22 protein-coding genes are annotated in these 23,387 nt (G+C 64.4%); 17 read left to right on the top strand and 5 right to left on the bottom strand.

Annotated elements, in window-relative coordinates:
* Positions 1-173 precede the first annotated feature (173 nt).
* The 5 genes from C3F36_RS12655 to C3F36_RS12635 all read left to right on the top strand — a co-directional run bounded on the left by C3F36_RS12655 (position 174) and on the right by C3F36_RS12635 (position 6,108).
* Positions 174-2,102 carry a PTS mannitol transporter subunit IICBA gene (locus tag C3F36_RS12655; RefSeq protein WP_104455179.1) on the top strand — a complete coding sequence of 643 codons (1,929 nt, stop codon included), beginning with the start codon at positions 174-176 and terminating at the stop codon, positions 2,100-2,102.
* A 37-nt stretch (positions 2,103-2,139) separates the two neighbouring features.
* Positions 2,140-3,285 carry a mannitol-1-phosphate 5-dehydrogenase gene (locus C3F36_RS12650; protein WP_052815685.1) on the top strand — a complete coding sequence of 382 codons (1,146 nt, stop codon included), beginning with the start codon at positions 2,140-2,142 and terminating at the stop codon, positions 3,283-3,285.
* Between the two features lie 97 nt (positions 3,286-3,382).
* Positions 3,383-3,904 carry an MltR family transcriptional regulator gene (locus C3F36_RS12645; RefSeq protein ID WP_010672759.1) on the top strand — a complete coding sequence of 174 codons (522 nt, stop codon included), beginning with the start codon at positions 3,383-3,385 and terminating at the stop codon, positions 3,902-3,904.
* 94 nt (positions 3,905-3,998) lie between these two features.
* Positions 3,999-5,789: a cation:proton antiporter gene (locus tag C3F36_RS12640; protein ID WP_042015426.1), complete on the top strand. Its 1,791-nt coding sequence runs from the start codon at positions 3,999-4,001 to the stop codon at positions 5,787-5,789.
* 70 nt (positions 5,790-5,859) lie between these two features.
* Entirely contained in the window at positions 5,860-6,108 is a 249-nt protein-coding gene (locus C3F36_RS12635; protein ID WP_104455177.1) for a hypothetical protein, read from the top strand.
* 36 nt (positions 6,109-6,144) lie between these two features.
* On the opposite strand, the gene C3F36_RS12630 is transcribed toward C3F36_RS12635, so the two are convergent.
* Together C3F36_RS12630 and zntB are read right to left on the bottom strand one after the other, a co-directional pair.
* Entirely contained in the window at positions 6,145-6,663 is a 519-nt protein-coding gene (locus C3F36_RS12630; protein ID WP_039039767.1) for a mechanosensitive ion channel domain-containing protein, read from the bottom strand.
* 9 nt (positions 6,664-6,672) lie between these two features.
* A complete protein-coding gene (gene zntB / locus C3F36_RS12625) occupies positions 6,673-7,638 on the bottom strand; it encodes a zinc transporter ZntB (protein ID WP_174213885.1) in 966 nt (321 codons plus the stop codon).
* A 131-nt stretch (positions 7,639-7,769) separates the two neighbouring features.
* On the opposite strand from zntB, the gene C3F36_RS12620 reads away from it, so the two are divergent.
* The 3 genes from C3F36_RS12620 (at position 7,770) to C3F36_RS12610 (ending at position 9,219) form a co-directional block, all read left to right on the top strand.
* The gene (locus C3F36_RS12620) at positions 7,770-8,222 is read left to right on the top strand and encodes a YaiI/YqxD family protein (protein WP_039039769.1); all 453 of its coding nucleotides are present in this window, start codon (positions 7,770-7,772) and stop codon (positions 8,220-8,222) included.
* Positions 8,223-8,343: 121 nt separating this feature from the next.
* Positions 8,344-8,613 carry a PepSY domain-containing protein gene (locus C3F36_RS12615; RefSeq protein WP_010672753.1) on the top strand — a complete coding sequence of 90 codons (270 nt, stop codon included), beginning with the start codon at positions 8,344-8,346 and terminating at the stop codon, positions 8,611-8,613.
* A 48-nt stretch (positions 8,614-8,661) separates the two neighbouring features.
* Positions 8,662-9,219, top strand: coding sequence for a cytochrome b/b6 domain-containing protein (locus tag C3F36_RS12610; RefSeq protein ID WP_041212284.1), 558 nt, complete (start codon positions 8,662-8,664; stop codon positions 9,217-9,219).
* A gap of 106 nt (positions 9,220-9,325) precedes the next feature.
* On the opposite strand, the gene C3F36_RS12605 is transcribed toward C3F36_RS12610, so the two are convergent.
* Entirely contained in the window at positions 9,326-10,531 is a 1,206-nt protein-coding gene (locus C3F36_RS12605; protein WP_041214374.1) for a NupC/NupG family nucleoside CNT transporter, read from the bottom strand.
* Between the two features lie 527 nt (positions 10,532-11,058).
* Between C3F36_RS12605 and dbpA the strand changes: the two genes are divergently transcribed.
* Both dbpA and C3F36_RS12595 read left to right on the top strand, forming a co-directional pair.
* A complete protein-coding gene (gene dbpA, locus C3F36_RS12600; RefSeq protein WP_039039771.1) occupies positions 11,059-12,438 on the top strand; it encodes an ATP-dependent RNA helicase DbpA in 1,380 nt (459 codons plus the stop codon).
* 86 nt (positions 12,439-12,524) lie between these two features.
* On the top strand, positions 12,525-12,815 hold the full coding sequence (locus C3F36_RS12595) for a YkgJ family cysteine cluster protein (RefSeq protein WP_039039772.1): 291 nt from the start codon (positions 12,525-12,527) through the stop codon (positions 12,813-12,815).
* Between the two features lie 9 nt (positions 12,816-12,824).
* Here C3F36_RS12595 and C3F36_RS12590 read toward each other — a convergent pair whose 3' ends face one another.
* Positions 12,825-13,217, bottom strand: a complete 393-nt coding sequence (locus tag C3F36_RS12590; RefSeq protein ID WP_124244423.1) for a hypothetical protein — start codon at positions 13,215-13,217, stop codon at positions 12,825-12,827.
* 285 nt (positions 13,218-13,502) lie between these two features.
* On the opposite strand from C3F36_RS12590, the gene C3F36_RS12585 reads away from it, so the two are divergent.
* On the top strand, positions 13,503-14,894 hold the full coding sequence (locus tag C3F36_RS12585; protein ID WP_104455175.1) for a PepSY-associated TM helix domain-containing protein: 1,392 nt from the start codon (positions 13,503-13,505) through the stop codon (positions 14,892-14,894).
* 203 nt (positions 14,895-15,097) lie between these two features.
* On the opposite strand, the gene C3F36_RS12580 is transcribed toward C3F36_RS12585, so the two are convergent.
* Positions 15,098-16,003, bottom strand: coding sequence for a 1,4-dihydroxy-2-naphthoate polyprenyltransferase (locus C3F36_RS12580; RefSeq protein ID WP_039039775.1), 906 nt, complete (start codon positions 16,001-16,003; stop codon positions 15,098-15,100).
* 210 nt (positions 16,004-16,213) lie between these two features.
* Between C3F36_RS12580 and C3F36_RS12575 the strand changes: the two genes are divergently transcribed.
* Genes C3F36_RS12575 through menE form a run of 6 tightly spaced genes read left to right on the top strand, consistent with a single transcriptional unit; the run spans position 16,214 to position 23,264 of the window.
* Positions 16,214-17,545: an isochorismate synthase gene (locus C3F36_RS12575; RefSeq protein ID WP_104455174.1), complete on the top strand. Its 1,332-nt coding sequence runs from the start codon at positions 16,214-16,216 to the stop codon at positions 17,543-17,545.
* Positions 17,546-17,578: 33 nt separating this feature from the next.
* Positions 17,579-19,324, top strand: coding sequence for a 2-succinyl-5-enolpyruvyl-6-hydroxy-3-cyclohexene-1-carboxylic-acid synthase (gene menD, locus C3F36_RS12570; protein WP_199769587.1), 1,746 nt, complete (start codon positions 17,579-17,581; stop codon positions 19,322-19,324).
* On the top strand, positions 19,314-20,078 hold the full coding sequence (gene menH, locus C3F36_RS12565; protein ID WP_104455173.1) for a 2-succinyl-6-hydroxy-2,4-cyclohexadiene-1-carboxylate synthase: 765 nt from the start codon (positions 19,314-19,316) through the stop codon (positions 20,076-20,078). The genes menD and menH overlap by 11 nt, the downstream gene beginning before the upstream one ends.
* Positions 20,071-20,931 (top strand): 1,4-dihydroxy-2-naphthoyl-CoA synthase, encoded by an 861-nt coding sequence (menB, locus tag C3F36_RS12560; protein WP_039039779.1) that lies wholly within the window; start codon positions 20,071-20,073, stop codon positions 20,929-20,931. The genes menH and menB overlap by 8 nt, the downstream gene beginning before the upstream one ends.
* The gene (gene menC, locus C3F36_RS12555; protein ID WP_041212276.1) at positions 20,931-21,860 is read left to right on the top strand and encodes an o-succinylbenzoate synthase; all 930 of its coding nucleotides are present in this window, start codon (positions 20,931-20,933) and stop codon (positions 21,858-21,860) included. Before menB ends, menC begins: the two co-directional genes overlap by 1 nt.
* 3 nt (positions 21,861-21,863) lie before the next feature.
* Positions 21,864-23,264, top strand: coding sequence for an o-succinylbenzoate--CoA ligase (gene menE / locus C3F36_RS12550; protein ID WP_104455172.1), 1,401 nt, complete (start codon positions 21,864-21,866; stop codon positions 23,262-23,264).
* Positions 23,265-23,387: the final 123 nt, after the last annotated feature.

Below are 23,387 nucleotides of genomic sequence, written 5' to 3'. Positions count from 1 at the left end.
GGAGGGGGTAGGCCAGGGTATTTGAGATGTGGGTCACAATACCCCCCGTTTTCAGCCTAATTTGATTACAAGCTGGTAGATTGAAGTTGCTTAGACGACAGGGATGGGGTTCTGCAAAACCGACCATCCCCACTACCACCCTTAATCACACAGGCTTAAAACGGGGTCCCGACATGTTATCACCGGATACCAAAGTCAAGATACAGAATTTTGGACGCTTCCTGTCCAATATGGTCATGCCCAACATAGGCGCCTTCATCGCCTGGGGCTTCATCACCGCCCTCTTCATCCCCACCGGCTGGCTGCCGAACGAGACGCTGGCCAAGCTGGTCGGCCCCATGATCACCTACCTGCTGCCCCTGCTCATCGGCTACACCGGCGGCAAGCTGATCGGGGGTGACCGGGGTGCCGTGGTCGGAGCCATCACCACCATGGGCGTCATCGTGGGGACCGACATCCCCATGTTCATGGGCGCCATGATGGTCGGCCCGCTCGGTGGCTGGGCCATCAAGCGCTTCGACAAGGCGATGGAGGGTCGCGTCAAGAGCGGCTTCGAGATGCTGGTCAACAACTTCTCCGCCGGCATCATCGGTATGTTGCTGGCCATCCTCGCCTTCTTCGTGATCGGTCCCTTCGTCAAGGTGCTCTCTGGCGTGCTGGCGAGCGGTGTCGGCTTCCTGGTGGACAACCACATGCTGCCCCTCACCTCCATCTTCGTCGAACCGGCCAAGATCCTGTTCCTGAACAACGCCATCAACCACGGTATCTTCTCGCCGCTGGGCATCCAGCAGGCCACCGAACAGGGCCGCTCCATCTTCTTCCTGATTGAAGCCAACCCGGGCCCGGGCCTCGGCGTGCTGCTGGCCTACATGGTGTTCGGTCGCGGCGCCGCCAAGCAGTCCGCTGCCGGTGCCTCCATCATCCACTTCTTCGGCGGCATCCACGAGATCTACTTCCCCTACGTGCTGATGAACCCGCGCCTCATCCTGGCGGTGATCGCCGGCGGCATGACCGGGGTCTTCACCCTGACCCTGTTCAACGCCGGTCTGGTCTCCCCCGCCTCGCCGGGCTCCATCTTCGCCGTGCTGCTGATGACGCCGAAAGCCTCCCTCATCGGGGTGCTGCTCTCCATCATCGCCGCCGCCACCGTCTCCTTCCTGGTCGCCGCCGTGTTCGTCCGTGCCCAGCAGCCGGAAGCCGACGAGGCCGATGCCCTGGGTGAAGCCACCCGCAAGATGAAGGCCATGAAGGGTGCCAAGCCCGAGACCACCGCGGCCAAGAAGCCGGGTGCCGAGCTCACTGCGGTGCGCAACATCGTCGTTGCCTGCGATGCGGGCATGGGTTCCAGCGCCATGGGTGCCGGCATGCTGCGCAAGCGGGTGCAGGCCGCCGGCCTCGACATCAGCGTCACCAACCGTGCCATCAACAACCTGGACGATCAGGTGGATCTGGTCATCACCCACAAGGATCTGACCGACCGTGCCCGTCGCCACGCGCCGCACGCCCGTCACATCTCCCTCTCCAACTTCCTCGACAATGCCCTCTATCAGGAGTTGGTGCAGAACCTCACCCTGGCCAACGCGGCCAACGACGACGTGGCCAACCCGCAGCTGCTGGTGGCGGCCAACGACGACAGCTACGAGCCGCAAGCCAGCGAGGTCTTCACCCTGAGCCTGCAGGACGTGCATCTGGGCCTCAAGGCCGACAACAAGGAGGCCGCCATCCTGGCCGCCGGCAGGTTGCTGGCCGAGCGCGGCTATGTGGCACCGGACTATGTCGACGCCATGCTGGAGCGCGAACAGCTGGTCTCCACCTACCTCGGCGAATCCATCGCCGTGCCCCACGGCACCATCGCCGCCAAGGAGCACGTGAAGCGTACCGGCATCGTCATCTGCCAGTACCCGGCCGGAGTCGCCTTCGGCGAGGGCGCCGATGAGGTAGCGCGCCTGGTCATCGGCATTGCCGCCCGCAACGATGAACACATACAGGTCATAACCCGCCTGACCAATGCACTGGATGAGCCCGGTCTCGTCGACCGTCTGGCCAGCACCCAGGATCCCCAGGAGTTCCTGGATCTGCTGGGGGCCGAGCAGGCCGCGTAATCATCCGTCATCGTCTTTGGTTGTAGAGGTTAATATCATGAAAACATTGCATTTTGGTGCCGGCAACATCGGTCGGGGCTTCATCGGCAAACTGCTGGCTGACGCCAGCCATCAGGTCACCTTCGCCGACGTCAACGAGACCCTGATCGACCAGCTCAACCACCGCCAGGAGTACAAGGTGCACGTGGTGGGCACGGATCAGAAGCTGGACGTGGTGCGCAACGTTGCCGCCGTCAGCTCGGCCGGACACGAGGTCATCGCCCGTATCATCACCGCCGATCTGGTCACCACGGCGGTCGGCCCCAACATCCTGGACAAGATTGCCAGCACCCTGGCCAAGGGGCTGCAGGCCCGCTTCGATGCCGGCAACCTGACTCCCCTCAACGTCATCGCCTGCGAGAACATGGTGCGCGGCACCAGCCACCTCAAGGAGGAGGTACTCAAGTACCTGCCGGTCGCGTATCATGCCACCCTCGAGCAGTGCGTCGGCTTCGTCGACTCGGCGGTGGATCGCATCGTTCCGCCCGCCGCGGCGAACGACGATCCCCTGGAGGTGACGGTGGAGAGCTTCAGCGAGTGGATCGTCGATCGGACCCAGTTCAAGGGGGAGCTGCCCCAGGTGGCGGGCATGGAGCCCACCGACAACCTGATGGCCTTCGTCGAGCGCAAGCTGTTCACCCTCAACACCGGCCACATCGTCACCGCCTACCTCGGCAAGCTCAGGGGCTATCGCACCGTGCGCGAGGCGATCGAGGATCCGCTGATCCGCAGCAAGGTGCGCCGCGCCATGGAGGAGAGCGGGGCCGTGCTGGTGAAACGCTACGGCTTCGACCCGCGCCTGCACGCCGCCTACATCGAGAAGATCCTCTCCCGCTTCGCCAACCCCTATCTGGTGGACGAGATTGACAGGGTCGGTCGCCAGCCGCTGCGCAAGCTGGCGGCGGGGGACAGACTGGTGAAGCCGCTGCTCGGCACCCTGGAATACGGCCTGCCGAGCGATCACCTGCAGGAGGGCATCGCCGCCGCACTGCATTACCGCAATGAGGACGATCCCCAGGCGGTGGAGCTGCAGGCCATGCTGGCGGAACTTGGTCCGGCACGGACCCTGGCCCGCGTCACCGGCCTGGATGAGCACAGCGATGTGGTACGCACCATCGTCGCCCGTTACAACAACTTGAAGTGACCTGATGGGGTGGCGTCACACCGCACGTGACGGACCCCATACGATACAAACCGGGGGAGGGCCTGCTCTCCCCCTGTCAGCCGGACCCGAAGCACTTATGACCACACACCAGGAAGATGAAGTACTGGAGCGACTGAACGAGCAGGATGGCCCCCGCGGCTTCTTTCTCGAGGTCGTGACCATCCTGGAAGAGGCGGTCGACTCCCTGATGCGGCGAGCCTTTCGTCAGGAGGAGTATGCCGTCAAATACGCCATCGAACCCCTGCTCAACCAGAGCGGACCCCTCGGCCAGCTGGAGGTGCGCCTCAAGCTCATCTTCGCCCTCGGCCTCATCTCCCTCGAGCGCTATCAGGATCTCGAGGCGTACCTGAAGATCCGCGACTTTCTGGTTCGCGACCCCAAGGATTACCGCTTCAGCGACAAGCCGGTCCGCGATCTGCTCGAGCGCCTGAATGCCATCCAGCAGGGCAGCATGATGCCGCAGGATCCCCCGGCCAACGAGGAGGACTGGCCCCTCTACCAGATGCAGCTCAACCGGCTCGATCAGATGGTGCGCTCCGCCCTGGTGCTGGCGGTGACCGATTGCGTCACCGAACTCCACAAAGAGAGCCCCATCTGATCTGAGCGGCTCTCCCCTGCACGCCTGGCGGGTGTCATCTTGCCCCCCTTCCCCGCTACACTAGGTCCAACCCCATCACCTGTACGAGGTTGGCATGATTGCTCTCTCCCTCGCCGGAATAGCCCTCATCTCCCTGCTCGCCCAATGGCTTGCCTGGTCCGTGCGCGTTCCCGCCATTTTGTTCCTGCTGCTGAGCGGCCTCTTGCTCGGCCCGGTGACCGGTCTGCTCGATCCCGATCAGTTGCTGGGGGATCTGCTGTTTCCCCTGGTCTCCCTCTCGGTCGCCATCATCCTGTTTGAAGGGGCGCTGACCCTGCACCTGACCGAACTCAAGGGGATCGGCAAGGTGGTACGCAACCTCTGCTCCACCGGCATGGTGACCAGCTTTGCCGTCATCGGCGCCGCCAGCTACTTCCTGCTTGGGCTGGACTGGCGGGTCGCCATGGTGCTCGGCGCCGTGCTGGTGGTGACCGGCCCCACGGTGATCGCCCCCATGCTCAACGTGATCCGCCCGGTCCGGGAGGTGGACAAGATCCTGCGCTGGGAGGGGATCGTCATCGACCCCATCGGCGCCCTGTTCGCGGTACTGGTGTTCGAGGCGGTGCGCCTCGGCAGCCAGGGGGATCTGGTCGGTCATACCCTGCTGGCCCTGGCCAAGACGGTGGGAGTGGGGTCGCTCATCGGGGTCGGTGCCGGCTGGCTCACCACCCTGCTCATCCGCAAGGACTGGCTGCCGGTCAGCCTGCACAAGTTCGGGGTACTGGCGCTGGTGCTGGTGACCTTCACCCTGTCTGACTGGCTCAGTCACGAATCCGGCCTGCTGGCGGTGACGGTGTTCGGCATCTGGCTCGCCAACCAGGAGGGGCTGGATCTGGAGGAGGTGCTGGCCTTCAAGGAGGATCTCGCCGTCATTCTCATCTCCTCCCTCTTCATCCTGCTGGCGGCCCGCCTCGATCTGGCCCAGCTCTGGCAGCTCGGCCCCATGGTGCTGGCCCTGCTGTGCGTGGTGCAGTTCGTGGCCCGCCCGCTCTGCATCCTGGTCTCGACCCGGGGGTCGGACCTGCCCTGGCGCGCCCGCGCCCTGCTCGCCTGGATAGCCCCCCGGGGCATAGTGGCGGCGGCGGTCAGCGCCTCCTTCGCCATCAGCATGCACGAGGCCGGCATCGAGGATGCCGACAAGCTGGTGCCCCTGGTGTTTGCGGTCATCATCTTCACCGTGGTGCTGCAGAGCCTGACGGCCACGCCATTGGCCAGATTGCTCGACATGCGCCAGAGCGCCCCCAATGTCTGGCTGCTCATCGGCGCCAACTCGGTGGCCCGGGCCATCGGCAAGGCGCTGGCGGATCAGGGGATCCCGGTGCAGCTCTCCGATCCTGCCTGGGAGCACTGCAAGCTGGCCCGCATGAGCGGCCTGCCCTGCTACTTCGGCAACCCCCAGTCGGAGCACGCCGAGCGGCACCTGCCCCTCACCAGCATCAGCACCGTGCTGGCGCTCTCTCCCAGCCGCCACAACAACGCCCTCGGGGTACTGCACTTCGCCCACCTCTACGGGGAGGAGAAGGTCCACTCCCTGCGTTCCAGCGAACAGCACGGCAAGGCCAACCGGGAGAGCGCCACCTTCCGTGCCCGCCAGAACCTGTTCGGCGCCGACATCAACTTCGCCAGGCTGAGCGGCCTGCTGAGCCGGGGCGGGCAGATCAAGGCGACCCGCCTGAGCGACACCTTCGACTGGGACCAGTATCAGGAGGCCAATCCCGGCGCCATTCCTCTGTTCGTGCTGGATGCCAAGGCCAGACCCAGGGTGGTCACCGGCCCTGTCACGCCGCTGCCTGGGGAGCTGCTGATCGCCCTGCAACCGCCCCGTGAGGGGGCGACGGCGCCCTGATCCGATGACGGGCGCCAACGGGAAGGAGAACTAGACTTGAGGGTGGCGCCATGAGTCATAGGAGGATGTCATGACAGTCAGTGAATTGCGCGCGCTTCACCAGCAGCACAGGTTCAAGGAGGCGGAGATCATGCACGACATCGTCTCCCCCGGCTGGATCGTGGAGTTCAGGGGGCAGGACGGCCACCTCTACGTGATGACGGACACCCTGGGGTGCCCCATGAGCTTCTCGTCCACCGAGGAGGCACGGGACCACATCCACCTGGTGGTCGACTGCCCCGTCCAGGTCGAGCACCTCTACCGCTTCTTCGAACGCTGAGCCCCCATCGAAAAAGGCTCCCGAGGGAGCCTTTTCTCATTCCGGCTGCGTGGACTCAGCCTCCTTTCCCTCCAGCCTCCTCACCGGCTTTTGCAGAATAAGGTTCGCCGGATAGGTGACCAGATCGCCGTTGTCATCCCGCACCCGCACGTAGAAGAGGCCGATCTCGGTGATGATGCCGGTGACGGAGTCATCCTTGTCGAGGATGCGGATGCGATCGCCAATCTTGTAGGGGAAGGCGAAGAAGATGGTAATGCTGGCGGTGATGTTGGAGAGGATCGACCACTGGGCCACCATGGCGACCCCCAGTACCGCGAAGAAGGAGGAGGCGAGCACCACCAGCCGGGAGAAGTCGAGCCCCCAGACCCCGGCCAGGATCAGCAGGGTGGCGCAGCCCAGCAGGAAGTGGAATACGTGCTCCACGTAGAGTACCCGGTTCTCGCTCACCTGCCGGCTCTGGCCAAGGGCCATCAGGCTCTTGTGAATGAGGCCGCGCACCAGGGTGTGCCCCAGCAACAGCAGCAGGGTCACGCCAAAAGATTCCCATGTCGTCATGTTCACTCCTTACCACCAGCGCCTGTGCTTGAGCCAGACCGCCAGTCCGGTCGCCAGCACCAGCAGGAAGCCACAGAACACCCAGAAGGCGGTCGGACTCTCGGCCCCGGGGATCCCCCCCAGGTTGATGCCGAACAGGCCGGTCAGGAAGCTGGCGGGCAGGAACAGCAGCGCCATCACCGACATCTGGTAGGCACGGCGGTTGGTCGCCTCCGCCATCAGGTTGTTGATCTCGTCCGCCAGCACGGCGGTGCGCGCCACCCCGGCATCCAGATCGTCGAGCCAGCGCCGCAAGCGGTCGGCGATGTCGAGCAGGCGTCGCCTGTCATCTTCGTCCAGCCAGCTGATCTTCTCGTTGGCCAGGCGCGCCACCAGATCCCGCTGAGGGGAGAGGTAGCGACGGATCATGATGAGCTGCTTGCGGATGCGCGCAAGCCGACCGTTGGCGGGCAGGTCGCGCATCAGCACCATCTCCTCCAGATCCAGGATCTGGTCGTGCAGCTCCTCGACGAACTCCCCGGCCCGGTCGGTCAGGGCGTCGCATATCTCCACCAGCCAGTCGGCGGGTGTGTCGGCACCGCCCCCCAACGACAGCTGCTCGAACACATCTTTCTCGGAGAGCAGCGGACGACGTCGGCTACTGATGATGAGATCCGGCGTGATGAAGATCCGCAGGGCCACCATTTCTTCAGGCCTGTGATCCTTGTTGTGGTTGATGCCGCGCAGGATCAGCAGCACCGTCTCTCCCATCCGCACCAGCTTGGGACGATTGCTCTGGCCGAGCAGGGCCTCCCGGGCCGCCTCCCCCAGCAGCGGCGTCTGCAGCAGCCAGCGCGCCGACTCCGGGTTGCCGTAGTCCAGATGCAGCCAGCCGGGCTGGGCACAGGGGATCTCGCTACCTTCGGCCAGCGGGGTCATGCCCCCCTTGCCGTCCAGGGTCAGGCCATAAATCACGTCACCGGGCACCCGATCCATCTCGTCTCCTTCTCGTTTCATGTGCAGGCCCCAGCTTACACCAAAGGCGGGGACGACTCAGCCCCGGGGCAGCCGCCCCGCGCCAGCCATGCTAAGATGCGCCACCCGTTCCAGACACAGGAAGCCATGCCATGCCCATCTGGGTTGATGCCGATGCCTGCCCCATCCCGGTCAAGGAGATCCTCTACCGCGCCGCTCACCGCGCCCAGGTGGTGACCACGCTAGTGGCCAACCAGGGGCTCAGAGTCCCCCCCTCCCCCTTCATCAAGACCCAGCAGGTGGAGAAGGGCTTCGATGTGGCAGATCATGTCATCGCCCAGCAGGTCAAGCCCGGCGACCTGGTGATCACCGGCGACATTCCCCTCGCCTCCTGGGTCATCGACGCCGGGGGCGAGGCGCTCAATCCCCGGGGCGAGATCTACACCCGGGAGACCATCCAGGCACGGCTCGGGATGCGCAACTTCATGGAGGAGCTGCGCTCTGCCGGCGTCCAGACCGGTGGCCCTGCGCCCTTCAACGCCGCCGACAAGCAGCGCTTCGCCAATGCGCTGGACAAGTGGCTGGTCAGGGGCAAGCTGAGCTGATCACCCTCTCCCCGGCCCCCTGCCGGGGAGAGCCATTCATTTCCCTTTTCCCTTAATTCTTCCTTAATGCTCCTTGATTAGCCTTGCGACTGTTGACCCAACCACCCGCAAGGAGCAAGCAATGAAACTGACCCCCCTGTTGTTACTGATCCCCCTGTTGAGCGGCGCAGCCCTGGCCGACCCCCAATGCACCCAGGCCGACAAGAGCAAGTGGATGAGCGAAGCCGACGCCCAGCAGCAGATCAAGGCGATGGGCTACGACATCAAGAAGTTCAAGGCCACCAAGACCGGCTGCTACGAGATCTACGGCTGGGACAAGGAGAAGCGCAAGGTTGAGATCTACTTCGACCCGACTGACCTGAAAAAGGTGAAAGAAGAGATCGACGAGTAACGCCGCCCCGGGCCGGTCTTCCCCCGGCCCCCACCATGGAGCCTTGCCATGACACCTGCCTCTGAAGTGAAAGTCTGGGATCCCCTCATCCGGGTATTTCACTGGGCGACCGTCACCCTCTGCCTGCTCAACTTCTTCGTGCTGGAAGAGGGCAGCAAACCCCACAGATATGCTGGCTACGCGGTGGGCATCCTGCTCATCATCCGCCTGCTGTGGGGACTGGTCGGCCCCCATTACGCCCGCTTCGGCCAGTGGTGGCCAACCCCTGCCCGGGTCCGCTACTACCTGCGCCAGCTCGCCCAGGGGCGCCACCCCTACTACCTCGGCCACAATCCGGTCGGCTCCCTGATGATCTGGTTGCTGCTGCTGTCCCTGGTCGGGACCGTCGTCACCGGCTGGCTCACCACCTGGGATGCCTTCTGGGGCGAGGAGTGGCTGGAGGAGCTGCACGGCATCATCGCCAACACCCTGATGGCCGCCGTTAGCATCCATGCGGCCGTGGTACTCCTGACCGATCGCCTCACCCGCAGCGATTTGGTCCGCGCCATGGTGCTGGGCAAAAAGCGGGTCCCCGCCAACATCAAGGTGGAAGACCCCCGCGCTTGATGGCCGGGCTGCCGACCAGTCCCCTCCTCTGTTCACCCGCTCATCTGCCCAAAAAAAGACCCCCTGCCAAGGCAGGGGGTCGTCATGATCAGCGCGGGGGGAAGACCTAGATCATCACACCGGCGATAACGGCGGAGAGCAGGCTCACCAGGGTGGATCCATAGACCAGCTTCAAACCGAAGCGGGAAACCATGTTGCCCTTCTCTTCGTTGAGCGCCTTCACCGCACCGGCAATGATGCCGATGGAGCTGAAGTTGGCGAACGACACCATGAAGATGGAGAGGATGCCGACGGTGCGCGGGGAGAGCTCGGCGGCAATCTTGCCCAGATCCATCATAGCCACGAACTCGTTGGTCACCAGCTTGGTCGCCATGATGGAGCCGGCCTGCAGCGCTTCACTGCCCGGGATGCCCAGGATCCAGGCAACGGGATAGAAGATGTAGCCCATGACGTGCTGGAAGTTGACGCCGAACGCCGCCTCGAACAGGTAGTTGATGAGGGCGATCAGGGCGATGAAGCCCACCAGCATGGCACCGACGATCACCGCCACGGTGAAACCGGCCATGATGTACTCCCCCAGCATCTCGAAGAAGTTCTCCTTCTTCGGCGTGTGGTGCTCGTCACCCTCGGCCAGCGCCTTGGCATCGGTCACGGTGTTGTCGGGCTCGTAGGGGTTGATGAGGGAGAGCACCACGAAGGTGCTGAACATGTTGAGTACCAGCGCGGCCACCACGTAGCGCGGCTCGATCAGCTGCATGTAGGCACCGACGATGGACATGGAGACGGTGGACATGGCCGTCGCCGCCAGGGTGTACATCTGCTTCTCGTTCAGGTGCGGCAGTATGTTCTTGAGGGCGATGAAGTTCTCGGACTGACCGACGATCATGGAGCTGATGGCGTTGAAGGACTCCAGCTTGCCCATGCCGTTGATCCTGGCCAGCACGGTGCCGATACCACGAATGACGATGGGCAGCAGACGGATGTACTGCAAAATGCCGATCAACACGGAGATGAAGACGATGGGCATCAGCACCATCAGGAAGAAGGAGAAGGCCCCTTCGTTGACCAGACCGCCGAACACGAAGTCGGTCCCCTGCTTGGCAAACTCCATCAGCTTGGTGAAGCCGGCGGCAAAGCCACCCACCACCGCCAGACCCACTTCGGAGTTGAGCATGAACCAGGCGAGCGCCAGCTCGACCACCAGCAGCTGGCCGATGTAACGCAGCTTGATCTGTTTCCAGTTGCGGCGGTTTGCCAGCAACGCCAATGCCAGGACCATCACGAGTCCGAGCACGAAATGAACGTATTCCATACCAGTAGCACCCATTGAATTGTTATTTTTGACCGGCGCCATCATAAAGAACTGCATATTTAAAAATCAGAGAATCATCACAATCCGCGGTAAAAATATGCATGCGAAATAATACAAACGTTTTTAAATTAATTGCCAAGACACACGATTATCAATCGTCACCGAGAAAGTTTAAAAATAAATCAAAAACAATAAGTTATGCTCTTTCGTTAATTTTACTCCTCATTCGTATATATATTTCATAACGGCCATACCCCATATGGCATCCTCCGATGACTCATCTTCACCAGGACATGTTTAATTAAAAACGTTTTCTCGCCATTCATCATGATCTGGCCATGACCACCCTGTTCCATTGTGCTCTTTTTACATACCGCAAGCCCGCCAACGCAGACAGAAGCCTCCATCGGCAACCCATGACACCAACCGTTCAAATATTCACCGCATCCGGCGGCACATTCTGGTATGATGCGCCCCCTTGCGCATCGCGCACCCCCATTTCTGGTTTTCCGACATAGAGTCCTTTTGTGAACAACAGCGAATTTAGCAGCCTGAACCTCTCCTCCGCCCTGCAGGACAACCTCGCCAGCCTGGGCTATCTGCAGATGACCCCGATCCAGGCCCAGAGCCTGCCCCTGGTGCTCGACGGCAAAGATTTGATCGCCAAGGCGAAAACCGGCAGCGGCAAGACCGCGGCCTTCGGCCTGGGTCTGCTGGCCAAGCTGGACGTCAACCGGCTGGCCGTGCAGGCGCTGGTGCTCTGTCCGACCCGCGAGCTGGCGGATCAGGTGGCCACCGAGATCCGCCGTCTTGCCCGCACCCTGCCCAACGTCAAGCTGGTGACCCTGTGCGGCGGCACCCCGACCGCACCGCAATCCGCCACCCTGGGCTTTGGCGCCCACATCGCCGTCGGCACCCCGGGCCGGATCCTCAAACACCTGGAGCAGGGCACCCTTGAGCTCGACGACCTCAAGACGCTGGTGCTGGACGAAGCGGATCGCATGCTGGACATGGGCTTTGGCGAAGACATCAACCGCGTCATCAGCCATGCCCCGCGGGATCGCCAGACCCTGCTGTTCTCCGCCACCTATCCGGAAGGGATCGCCCAGATGAGCCGCGGCGTGCAACGCAACCCGGTGGAGGTGAGCGTGGAGTCCCTGCACGAAGAGAGCGCCATCGAACAGAAGTTGTATGAAGTGCCGGCCGGCCAGCGCCTCGATGCCCTCACCTGGCTGCTCAGCCACTACCAACCGGGCTCCTGCGTGGTGTTCTGCAACACCAAGCGCGCCTGCAACGACGTGGCCGATCACCTGGCCGCCAAGGGCTTCTCGGCGCTGGCGCTGAACGGTGACCTGGAACAGCGTGAGCGGGATCAGGTGCTGGTGCGCTTCGCCAACGGCAGCGCCACCATACTGGTCGCCACCGACGTGGCGGCCCGCGGCCTCGACATCAAGGAGCTGGGCGCCGTCATCAACTACGAGCTCACCTACGACCCCGAGGTGCATGTGCACCGCATCGGCCGTACCGGCCGCGCCGGCCAGCAGGGCCTGGCCCTGAGCCTCTACCAGCCGAACGAGGCCCAGCGCGTCAACTTCATCGAGGAGTACCAGCAGGCCCCCATTCCCCAGGGCGACCTGGCCGGGATCGGCCGCGACATCAAGCCGATCGCGCCGCAGATGGTGACCCTCTCCATCGATGCGGGCCGCAAGAGCAAGGTGCGTGCCGGTGACATCCTCGGCGCCCTGACCGGCGAAGGCGGCATTGCCGGGGCCGATGTGGGCAAAATCCAGATTTCCGAGCAGTACTCCTACGTGGCGGTGAAGCGCCAGGTGGCGAGCGCCGCCCTCAAGAGGTTGCAGGAAGGCAAGATCAAGGGGCGCAGCTACCGTGCCCGCAAACTGGGCTAAGGTATTTCACACGCCCCAGCCAGACCACAGGCGCCTGACAGGCGCCTGTTTCATATCATTCGCCGCCATGCGGCAAGACAGGTGACATGACCCAAGCAATCCAGAGCGATGTGAGCTGCCAGAACTGCGAAGCCTGCTGCTGCCGCCTCGAGGTGATGCTCTTCACCGACACCGGCGTGCCGGACCGCTATATCGAGGAACGGGAAGGAGAAGTGCCCGTGATGCACAGACTGGAAGATGGCTGGTGCGCCGCCCTCGACCGCAACACCATGATGTGTCGCATCTACGAGGTGCGGCCGCTTATCTGCCGTGAATTCGAGATGGGGGAGCCCGACTGCCTCGACGAGCGGGACAAGTGGTTCATCAGGCTGGAATGAACGGGAAGTTCAACCCGTGCTGACGTAGTTCTCCTTGCCTTGCAGCCCCTCGAGGCGCTGTGTCAGCCAGTGGATGGCCTGCGCTTCCTCCTCGAAATAGCGCACCTCCTGAAAGGGAAGCTCGCTGAAGACGTGATCCGCCAGATAACGTTTGAAATCCCCGATCATGACCACTGCCAGAAAGGCACAGCCATGGGTGGCGCACCAGTTGAACTGGCGACGAAAACGGGCCAACACCTCGGGGCCGGCGGCCTCGAACTCGGTCGCGACCTCGACGATGCCCCAGGGGGCTCCCTGCAAACGGCTTATCTGCTGGCTGAACTTGCCCTCATAGGCCATGGCGCCTGCCAGGTTGAAAGGGCCGCTCGGCCGACAGATCAGCAGTTGCCCTTGTCGCTGCATCTCAAAATGGCCGTGTGCTTGCACGTTCACCTCCTGCCTTGAGTCCTTCGCTGCGGCTGATATGCCCTGTGTTGCCACAAAGTAAGAATTTATCCCCGAAAAGTCCATGAAGCTCCCCGCATTGTGAACGGAAAGCTCCATTCAACCCCCGTTTTTACCCCGGTGGCGGAATGTACATTTCTTCGACATGTTCTGTTGCAGTTAACAAAACGTTGCTGCTATTATCCGCGCCACTCAAAACATTCCACCTACTGAAACCTTTTGGCGTTCACCCAGGGAACAACGATGAAGCAACAAGACGCAAGTTATTACCAACGGATCTGGCGCTGGCATTTCTATGCTGGTCTCTTCGTCGCCCCCTTCCTGATCCTGCTCTCCCTCACCGGCATCGTCTACCTGTTCAAGCCGCAGCTGGACAACCTGCTCTACCCCCAGCTGATGAAGGTGACGCCCGCCACCCAGACCCTGAGTGCCGACCAGCTGCTGGCCAAGGCAACCATCGCCATGCCGGACGCCAGCCTGCGCAAATACCTGCCCCCGGTGGCAGCGGACGCGAGCGCCCAGATAGTCGTGATGCGTGAAGGGCAGGAGCTGACCCTCTTCATGGATCCCGCGAACGGCGCCCTGCTCGGTACCATGGACAACAAGTGGAACCTGCAGGCGGTGGCGCGTGCTCTCCATGCGGAGCTGATGCTTGGCACCACGGGTGATCGCCTGATCGAGCTGGCCGCAGGCTGGGGAATCGTGCTCCTCGTCAGCGGACTCTATCTCTGGTGGCCCCGCAAGGGACCGGGTGTGGGAGGCATCCTCTGGCCGAGAATGCACCAGCGCGGCCGTCTCTGGTGGCGTGATCTGCACGCCGTGGTCGGCTTCTGGGGCGCAGGTTTCCTGCTGCTGCTGCTGACGGGCATGACCTGGACCGGTTTCTGGGGCGGCCAGTTCGCCGACGTCTGGAACCGCTTCCCTGCGGCCATGTGGAACGAGGTGCCCAAGTCGGCCCCCCTCACCCGCAGCCTCAACCAGGCTCACGAACAGACCGTCTCCTGGGGGGCCGAGACCCTGCCCATGCCGAGCTCCCAACCCACGGCAGAGAGCCATGATCACAGCGCCATGACCCATGGCGGCGGACACGAGGGCATGGTCATGGCCAGCCATCGCATTCCGCTGCAACAGGTGGTCGACATCGCCAGCGAGCGGGGGGTCAGCCCGGGTTACAGCATCACCCCCCCGGTCGGTGAAACCGGCGTCTATACCATCGCCATCTTTGCCGATGATCCCCGCAACGACGCCACCCTGCACATCGACCAATACAGCGGCAAGGTGCTGGTCGACGTGCGCTGGCAGGATTACGGCCCGGTCGCCAAGACGGTGGAAACCGGCGTCATGCTGCACATGGGCAAGCTCTACGGCTGGCCGCACCAGCTCGTCATGCTGCTCATCTGCCTGATGATTCTGGCAAGCTCGGTGAGCGGGCTCTGGATCTGGTGGAGCCGCCGTCCCAGTGGTCGCCTCGCCGCCCCGCCCCTGCCCGCCAAGTTGCCTCCCATGGGCGGTGCCATCGCGGTGCTGGTCGTGCTCGGGATCTGCTTCCCGCTGGTGGGGGCCTCCATGGTTGCCATCTGGCTGCTGGACAGTCTCTTCTTCTCTCGCCGCACGGCCGTGGCCCAGGCAAGCTGACCCAGGGGCAAGCCCACCTCATGCACACGAGGGCTCCCTGTCGGGGGCCCTCGTCGTCTGCATCACCTGGCATCATCCTTGGCCTGGCGGCATGCTCCTCCCCTGGCGATCATCACATCGGTCTGATGAAACAACAGCGCATCGACACATCAGCAAAAAGGGCTCCCGTTCGGGAGCCCTTTTCATTGCCAAACACGTCGGCCTCAGGTGAGCGCCAACCCGGCGGAGAGCAGCAGGCTGAACAGAAATGCGCTGATGGCAGTCTTCTTGAGGGCGCCGGTCAGCACCTCGCCATCGAAACTCTCTCGCAGGGTGCGGGCGGCATCGGTGAGGGGCTTCATGGCGGGCAGGAAGATCCAGGGCCAGAGGCTCGCAGGCTGGGTCAGCAGGAAGGCGATGGTCGCCAGCAGCGCCGCCCCCAGCAAGACCCAGTGATAGGCGATGGCCCGGTTGCGGCCAAGGCGCACCGCCAGGGTGATCTTGCCGCTGGCGGCATCGGTCTCGATGTCCCGCACGTTGTTGATGTTGAGCACCGCAGTCGCCAGCAGGCCGCAGGCGGTGGCGGGCAGCAACAGGTCCCACTCCAGGCGATGGGTGAAGAGGTAGTAGGAACCGAGCACCCCCAGCAGGCCGAAGAACAGGAATACCGAGATGTCCCCGAAGCCGCGATAGCCGTAGGGGCTCTTGCCCACCGTGTAGGTGATGGCCGCGACGATGGCCGCTCCCCCCAGCAGGATGAACGTCAGGATCTGCTGCCACGCCTCCCCGAAGGCGCAGACCAGCAGGGAGAGGCCGCTCACCACGGCCGCCAGGGCGGTCAGCCCCATGGCCACACACATCTGGTGCCGGGTGATGAGGCCGGAAACCACGGCGCGCTGGGGACCGATCCGCTCCCCGTTGTCGGCACCGGAGACCGCATCGCCATAGTCGTTGGCCAGATTGGAGAGAATTTGCAGCAGGATGGCGGTCAGCAGGGAGAGTCCCATGATGGTGCCGTCGAACGCTCCCCGGCTGGCTGCCAGCCCCGAGCCCAGCAAGATGGAGGAGCACGCCAGGGGCAGTGTTCGCAAACGCGCCGCCAGCAACCAAACAGAGAAGGTATTTGTCATATTGTGATGGCCAAACAATCAGATATTGATCGTGTTAAGGGTTATCGAACCGGATTTAGGTATACTTGGCTGCGCGGGGGCGTCGGCTCCCCCGGGCAATTTACATGGACGAATGGGCAGATAATATATAGGAAATCGTCGCCCTTTGGCATCAACCTGCGCCATCCTCCCCCGGAGCGATCGCGATTATCCGGCTCAGACTAGACATCCATGTTGGCTCAGACCCACCTCAAGCAACAACTGGACGCCCTGCGTCACAGCACTGTCAGCGGTTTCGTGCGACTGCGCGTGGCCGCTCACGTCGACGTCTTTCCCGGCTGGTTGGCGGCCCAGACGCTCTACCCCCGCATCTATTGGCACGCCAGAGGGCAACAGAGCCCGGAGTACGTGGCGCTTGGCGCCATCCACGAGCTGACGCGGCCGGAGGATATCCAGCGGGTCTGCGACCTTGCCAGCACGGCCAGTGAAGACAGCCCTCGCTACTACGGCGGTCTGGCGTTCGACCCGGATCTGCCCGGCTGGCAGGGTTTTGGCCCCTGCCGCTTCGTGCTGCCCCGTATCGAGCTGGTACGCCGGGGGGAGTGCACCAGCCTCTGCCTTAATCTCTGGCTGCCCGCTCGGGAAGAGGGTCACGCATTCGAAGCCGAACTCTGCGCCGCCGAGGCGGCGCTCGATGCCCTGCAACCCGAAGCCCCCCTGCCCGCCCTGCAAAAGCGGCCATGGCAGCGCCAGGACCTGCCGGGCCCTGCCCAATGGCGGACCCTGGTGGAGCAGGTCACGGCCCCCGACTTCCAGGCCCGCACCCCCAAGGTGGTGCTGTCCCGGGAGAGCCTGCTCCAGAGCGAGGCGCACGATGCACCCCTCTGCCCCTGGTCCCTGCTGACACAGTGGGCCCGCCACGCCCAGGAGTGCTTCCACTTCGGCTTCCAATTCTCCCCCGAGCAGAGCTTCATCTCCTGCTCCCCCGAGCGCCTCTACCGCCGGGAGAAGGGCCACCTCTTTACCGAGGCGCTGGCAGGCACCATTCGCCGTTCCGGGGATGAGACAACCGACGCGGTCCTGGCCGCCGAGCTGCTGGCCGACAGCAAGAACCGGCTGGAGAACCGGCTGGTTCACGCCGACATTCTCAGCCGCCTGGCCCCCCTCACGACCGATGCCACCCTGACCGAGCCGCGCATTCTGAAATTGCGGCTGCTGCAACACCTCAAGTGCGACATCGAGGCAGAGCTCAAACCCGGCGTCTGCGACTGGCAACTGCTGGCTGCCCTGCACCCCACTCCCGCCGTGGGGGGCGCCCCCCGCGAGGCAGCGCTCGCCTTCATCCGTGAATGCGAGCCCCATGATCGCGGCTGGTATGCCGGTGCCTGCGGCATGCTGAGCCGGGAGACCTCGGAGTTCTCCGTCGCCATTCGCAGCGCCCGGATCAGGGGCCAACGCATCAGCCTGTTCGCCGGTGCCGGCATAGTGGCGGGATCGGAGCCCGCCGCCGAGTGGGCCGAACTCGACAACAAGATCGCCAACGTGCTCTCCCTGCTGGGATAGCGTTTCTCACCGACTCCTCACTGCGAGAGCTTCATGTCCGCCAGCCACGTGTCCGCGCATCACGCCTTTGCCAGCCATCACGCCACCTTCAACCATGTCTGGTCCTCCCTCTTGCTGGAAGAGCTCTTTCGCCTCGGCGTACGCGACATCGCCCTGGCCTCCGGCTCCCGCTCGGCGCCGCTCACCATGGCCGCCGCAGCCCACCCGGGCTTTCGCCGCCATCTGCACTTCGACGAGCGGGGTCTGGGCTTCATGGCGTTGGGGCTGGCCAAGGGGAGCGGCCGCCCGGTGGCGGTGATCATGACCTCGGGCACCGCGGTGGCCAACCTCTGGCCCGCGGTGGCGGAAGCCCAGCTCACCGGGGTCCCGCTCATCATTCTCTCTGCCGACAGGCCACCCGAGCTCATCGACAACGGGGCCAACCAGGCCATCGATCAGCCGGGGATCTTCGGTCGCTACCCCGTCTATCAGCAAAATCTGCCGAGCCCCACTCCCACCATTCCGGCGGCCTTCGTGTTGAGCTCGGTGGATCAGGCCCTAGCCCGACAGGCGCACACCCCGGGGCCGGTGCACTTCAACTGCATGTACCCCGAGCCCCTCTACCCCGGCGACCACTATCTGGACTTTTCCGATTACCTGGCGCCCCTCGGCGACTGGCTGCACTCGGCCAAGCCCTGGAGCCCCTGGCTGGTGGGCGAGCCGGGCTGCCCCGCCCAGCCGGACTGGGAGGAGCTGAAGGGCAAGCGCGGTGTCATCGTCGCCGGGCTCATCCAGGATCCGGTGCAAGGCAAAGCGGTGGCCGAGCTGGCAGACCGCCTCGGCTGGCCCCTGCTGGCGGATCTGCAAAGCCAGATCCGCTTCGATGATCGCAACCTCGTCCACACGGATCTCGCCCTGCAACACAGCGACTTCGTGGCCGAGCTGGCCCGCGCCGAGGTAGTGCTGCAATTCGGCGCCCGCCTCATCTCCAAGCGCCTCGGCCAGTTCATCAAACAACACCCCTGGCAAGATTACTGGCTGGTGGACCCGCAGCCGGCACGCCTCGACCCCGACTACCGGCTGCGCCGTCGCCTGGTGTGCGACCCCGCCGCCTTTGCGGCCGCCCATCCAATCCCCCATTCGCAGCAGCCCTGGCACCAGTTGGCCGCGCGCCAGCAGGCCATCAGCCAGCAGATCCGCACCGCCTGTGATCGCTTCTCGGAGCTCGGGGTGTGCCATCGCCTGAATCAGCTCATCCAGGGTCAGTTGTTCGTCGGCAACAGCATGCCGGCCCGGCTGATGGACATGCTGGGCGAGGTGGGCAAGGGCCCCAGCCGGGTGATGACCAACCGCGGCGCCTCCGGCATCGATGGCCTTATCGCCACCGCATACGGCTTCGCACAGTCGGTCCCGCCTGACAGTCGCGAGCCCACCACCCTGCTGCTCGGGGATCTCAGCGCCCTGCACGATCTCAACAGCCTGGCGCTGCTCGGCAAGGGGAGCCGCCCCCTGGTGGTGATCCTGCTCAACAACGACGGCGGCAGCATCTTCCGCATGCTGCCTGTGCCCACCCAGGACGCCCTGCTGGAGACCTACTACTGCCTGCCCCACGGCCTGCACTTCGAGCACGCCGCCGCCATGTTCGGCCTGCACTACCGGGCCCCCACCACCCTCGACGCATTTGAGCAGGACTATGCCGCAGCCCTGAAAAACGGGGTAACCCTGATTGAAATCAAGGTACCGAGCAGTGAAGTCGCCGAGGATCTCAAGGCACTGGGAGCCGCTATCCGTGGTCTCTGATCCCGCCGCGCCGCTGGTGCTGCTGCACGGCCTGCTGGGGGACGCCGACGACTGGCGACCTGTCATCCAGACCCTGCCCGGCGTCCCGTGCCATGCCCTGGATCTGCCGGGCCACGGCCGCAACCGGGCACTGCGGGTGAGCGGCTTTGACGAGGCCCATCGCTGGCTCTGCGACGAGCTGGCCGCACGGGATATCGCCCACTACCGGCTGGTGGGGTATTCGCTGGGGGGGCGGCTCGCGCTTCATCACGCCAGCCACACCCCGGCGGGGTTGCAGGCCCTGCTGCTGGAGAACTGCCACCCCGGGCTGCCTGCCGGTGAGCGTCCGGCCCGCATCGCTCACGATGAAGCCTGGGCCCGGCGTTTCGAGTGCGAGCCCCTGACCCGGGTGCTTGCCGACTGGTACCGCCAGGGCGTCTTCGCCGACCTGGACGACGATGCCCGCATCCGCCAGGCCGCACGCCGCCTTGGCAACGACGGCAAGGCCGTGGCCGCCATGCTGAGGGCCACGTCCCTGGGGCGGCAGCCGGATCTCGCCCCCTGGCTTCGGGATACCCGGCTGCCGGTGCAGTGGGTCTCCGGCAACCGGGATCACAAATTCCATGCCCTCGCTTGCCAGTTGGTAAAGCAAGGCTGCAATATCAAACACTTGGCTCTGGATGGCGGACACAATCTGCACACAAGCCAGCCCGATACCTTTGCCCGGCTCCTGCGGGAGTGGGCTCACCAACCAGAAGAGAAGATCCATGATTGAAGCGATGACGGAAGCCGAGCTCTATGCCCCTGTCGAGTGGCACGACTGCTCCGCCGGTTACGAGGACATCCTCTATCACAAGTCCCCAGAGGGCATTGCCAAGATCACCATCAACCGTCCCCAGGTGCGCAACGCCTTCCGCCCCCGTACCGTGAAAGAGATGCTGCAAGCCCTGGCCGATGCCCGCTACGACGACAAGGTCGGCTCCATCATCCTCACCGGCTTCGGCGAGAAGGCCTTCTGCGCCGGCGGCGACCAGAAGATCCGCGGCGACTACGGTGGCTACAAGGACGATGAAGGCACCCATCACCTCAACGTGCTCGACTTCCAGCGTGACATCCGTACCTGCCCCAAACCCGTGGTGGCCATGGTGGCTGGCTACGCCGTCGGTGGCGGCCACGTGCTGCACATGATGTGCGACCTGACCATCGCCGCCGACAACGCCCAGTTCGGCCAGACCGGCCCCAAGGTGGGCTCCTTCGACGGCGGCTGGGGCGCCTCCTACATGGCCCGCATCGTCGGCCAGAAGAAGGCTCGGGAGATCTGGTTCCTCTGCCGCCTCTACGACGCCAAACAGGCCCTCGACATGGGGCTGGTCAACACCGTCGTGCCCCTGGCCGAGCTGGAGCGTGAAACCGTGCGCTGGTGCCGCGAGATGCTGCAACACAGCCCCATGGCCCTGCGCTGCCTGAAGGCGGCCCTCAACGCCGACTGCGACGGCCAGGCCGGTTTGCAGGAGCTGGCAGGCAATGCCACCATGCTGTTCTACATGACCGAAGAGGGTCAGGAAGGGCGCAACGCATTCAACGAAAAACGCCGTCCCGACTTCTCCAAATACAAGCGGAATCCCTGATGACACTCGCCCTCTACCGCTACCAACTGCCCTTTACCCAGCCCCTGGCCTTTCACGGTCAGTTGCAGGTAGCGCGCGAGGGCCTGCTGGTACGCATCGACGATGGCTGGGGGGAAATAGCCCCCCTGCCAGGATTTTCCAAAGAGACCCTTGCCGACGCCCAGGCCGAGGCCCTCGACTGTCTGGCGCAGCTGGCGCGGGGACAGACCCCGACGCCACAGCTGCCCTCGGTGCAGTTCGGGCTCGACTGCGCCCGTCGTAGCTGGCCCGAGCAGGGTGCCCCCCTGCCCGAGCCCTATCCGCTGATCCAGGGCTCCCCCCAGGAGCTGCTCAAGAACTGGAAGCAGTGGCTGCACGAGACCCCCCTCAAGGCCAAGCTGAAGGTAGCCCGCTACCCCATGCGCGACGAGCTGGCGCTGATCCGGCTGCTGCTCGATCGGCGCCCCAATCTCAAACTGGTCCTGGACGCCAACCAGGGCTGGACCCGCGAGGAGGCCTGGGCCTTCTGCGGCCACCTGGATCCGAATCGCATCGAATACCTCGAAGATCTGTGCGCCGACTTCGAGGACATCGCCTTCGTCGCCAGCCGCACCGGCATGCCGGTGGCGCTGGACGAATTGCTGGCCCAGGGCAAGCCCTGGGAGCCCATCCCGCAACTGCGCGCCCTGGTGCTCAAGCCCACCCTGCTCGGCGCCCTGGCCAACAGCGAGGCCCTGGTGGCCCGCGCTCGCGAACTGAAACTCAAGGTGATCGTCTCCTCCTGTTTCGAGTCCGGTCTCGGCCTCGGCCAGCTCGCCCGCCTCGCAGGGGAGTGGGCGCCGGATCAGGCCCCTGGCCTCGATACCCGCCGCTGGCTGGCCAGGGATCTGCTGGACAAGCAGGGGCAACCCGATCCGGGCAGGATGGACCCCCTGTTTCACCGTGACTGACCCATGGTGACCCGTCAGATCCCACGGCAGGAAACCTGCCCGGTACGACGCTGGGCGACACTGGCCCCTCATCGCATTGCCATCCACAGCGGGGAGCCTCTTAGCTACCAGCGCCTCGACCTGCGCCTCAACAGCCTGTGCAATCAGCTCGCCCGGGCCGGGCTGGAACGGGGAGATCATCTCGCCGCCGTGGTGCGCGGTGCTCTGGAGGATGTGTTGCTGGCCTGGGCCTGCGTGCGCAGCGGCATCGTCTTCTGCCCCCTCAATCCCGCCTTTCCGGCAACCAGACACAGCGAACTGGCGAGCCAGCTCGAGGCCCGGGCATTCTGGTCGGCAGGCGAGATCCCGGCGGGCGACTGGCAAGCCCTCAGCCTCGACTTCACGGGCGAGCTGGCCGCAGATGGGGAGTCCCCGCTGGTACCCGACCAGCCGAACAACATGATCCTCACCTCGGGATCCAGCGGTACCCCCAAGGCGGTGGTCCACCGCCTCGCCAACCACCTCGCCTCCGCCCGGGGTTCCGCCACCCTGATCCCCCTGGACGAAGCCTGCGGCTGGCTGCTCTCCCTGCCACTGTTTCACGTCGGCGGTTACGCCATCCTGTTTCGGGTCTTCCTGGCGGGAGCCGCCCTGGTGCTGGACGATCGCACCCGGCCCCTCAAGGCGCGGCTCGAGGATCAGCCCATCACCCACCTCTCGCTGGTGCCGACCCAGCTCTGGCGCCTGCTGGCACAGGGGTTCGACCCATCCCGCACCCGGGTGCGAGAGCTGCTGCTCGGGGGCGCCGCCATCCCGGCGCCCCTGGTCAACCGGCTGACCGCTCTGGGGCTGGAGCCCAAGGTGAGCTATGGCCTCTCCGAGATGGGCAGCCAGGTCTGTACCGGGCAACCCTGCGCCGCCGGCGTGGTGGGTCGCCCGCTGTCGGGGCGGGAGGTCTGCATCCGCCAGGGGGAGATCTGCGTGCGCGGTGAGACCCTGTTTGCCGGCTATTTCAGGGAGGGCGAGCTGGTGCGCCCCCTCGATGAAGAGGGCTGGTTCCACACCCGGGACAAGGGCCGCCTCACTCCGGGGGGCGATCTGGTGGTGGAGGGGCGGCTCGACAACCTCTTCATCTCGGGAGGGGAGAACATCCAGCCCGAGATCATAGAGCAGCGGCTGGTGGATCACCCCGCCGTGGCCCAGGCCCTGGTGGTGCCGGTGCCAAGCGACGAGTGGGGGCATAGGCCCGCCGCCTTCATCGACTGGCACGGCGAACCGGCACCATCTGCCGAGCTGGCCGCCTGGATCAGGCTGTCGTTACCCGGCTTCATGGTGCCGGACCAGTGGCATCCCTGGCCGGATCTCGGCGGTAATCTGAAACCCTCCCGCACCCTGCTCGCCCGCAGCTTGCGACAAAAGGAGTGACGCCTCCCCCATATGGGGCGGAGTCCTTGCTATCAATACAGCCCCCTTTGGGGCTGTTTTTATGTTGTTTGCTCCCGAATGCATCATTTCGCTGCGCCATCTGGCCAATTGATATTCCTTTGG

The organism is Aeromonas sp. ASNIH2, from assembly GCF_002934795.1.
Taxonomy (GTDB): Bacteria; Pseudomonadota; Gammaproteobacteria; order Enterobacterales; family Aeromonadaceae; genus Aeromonas; species Aeromonas caviae.
This window is presented reverse-complemented; position numbering and strand designations above follow the sequence as displayed.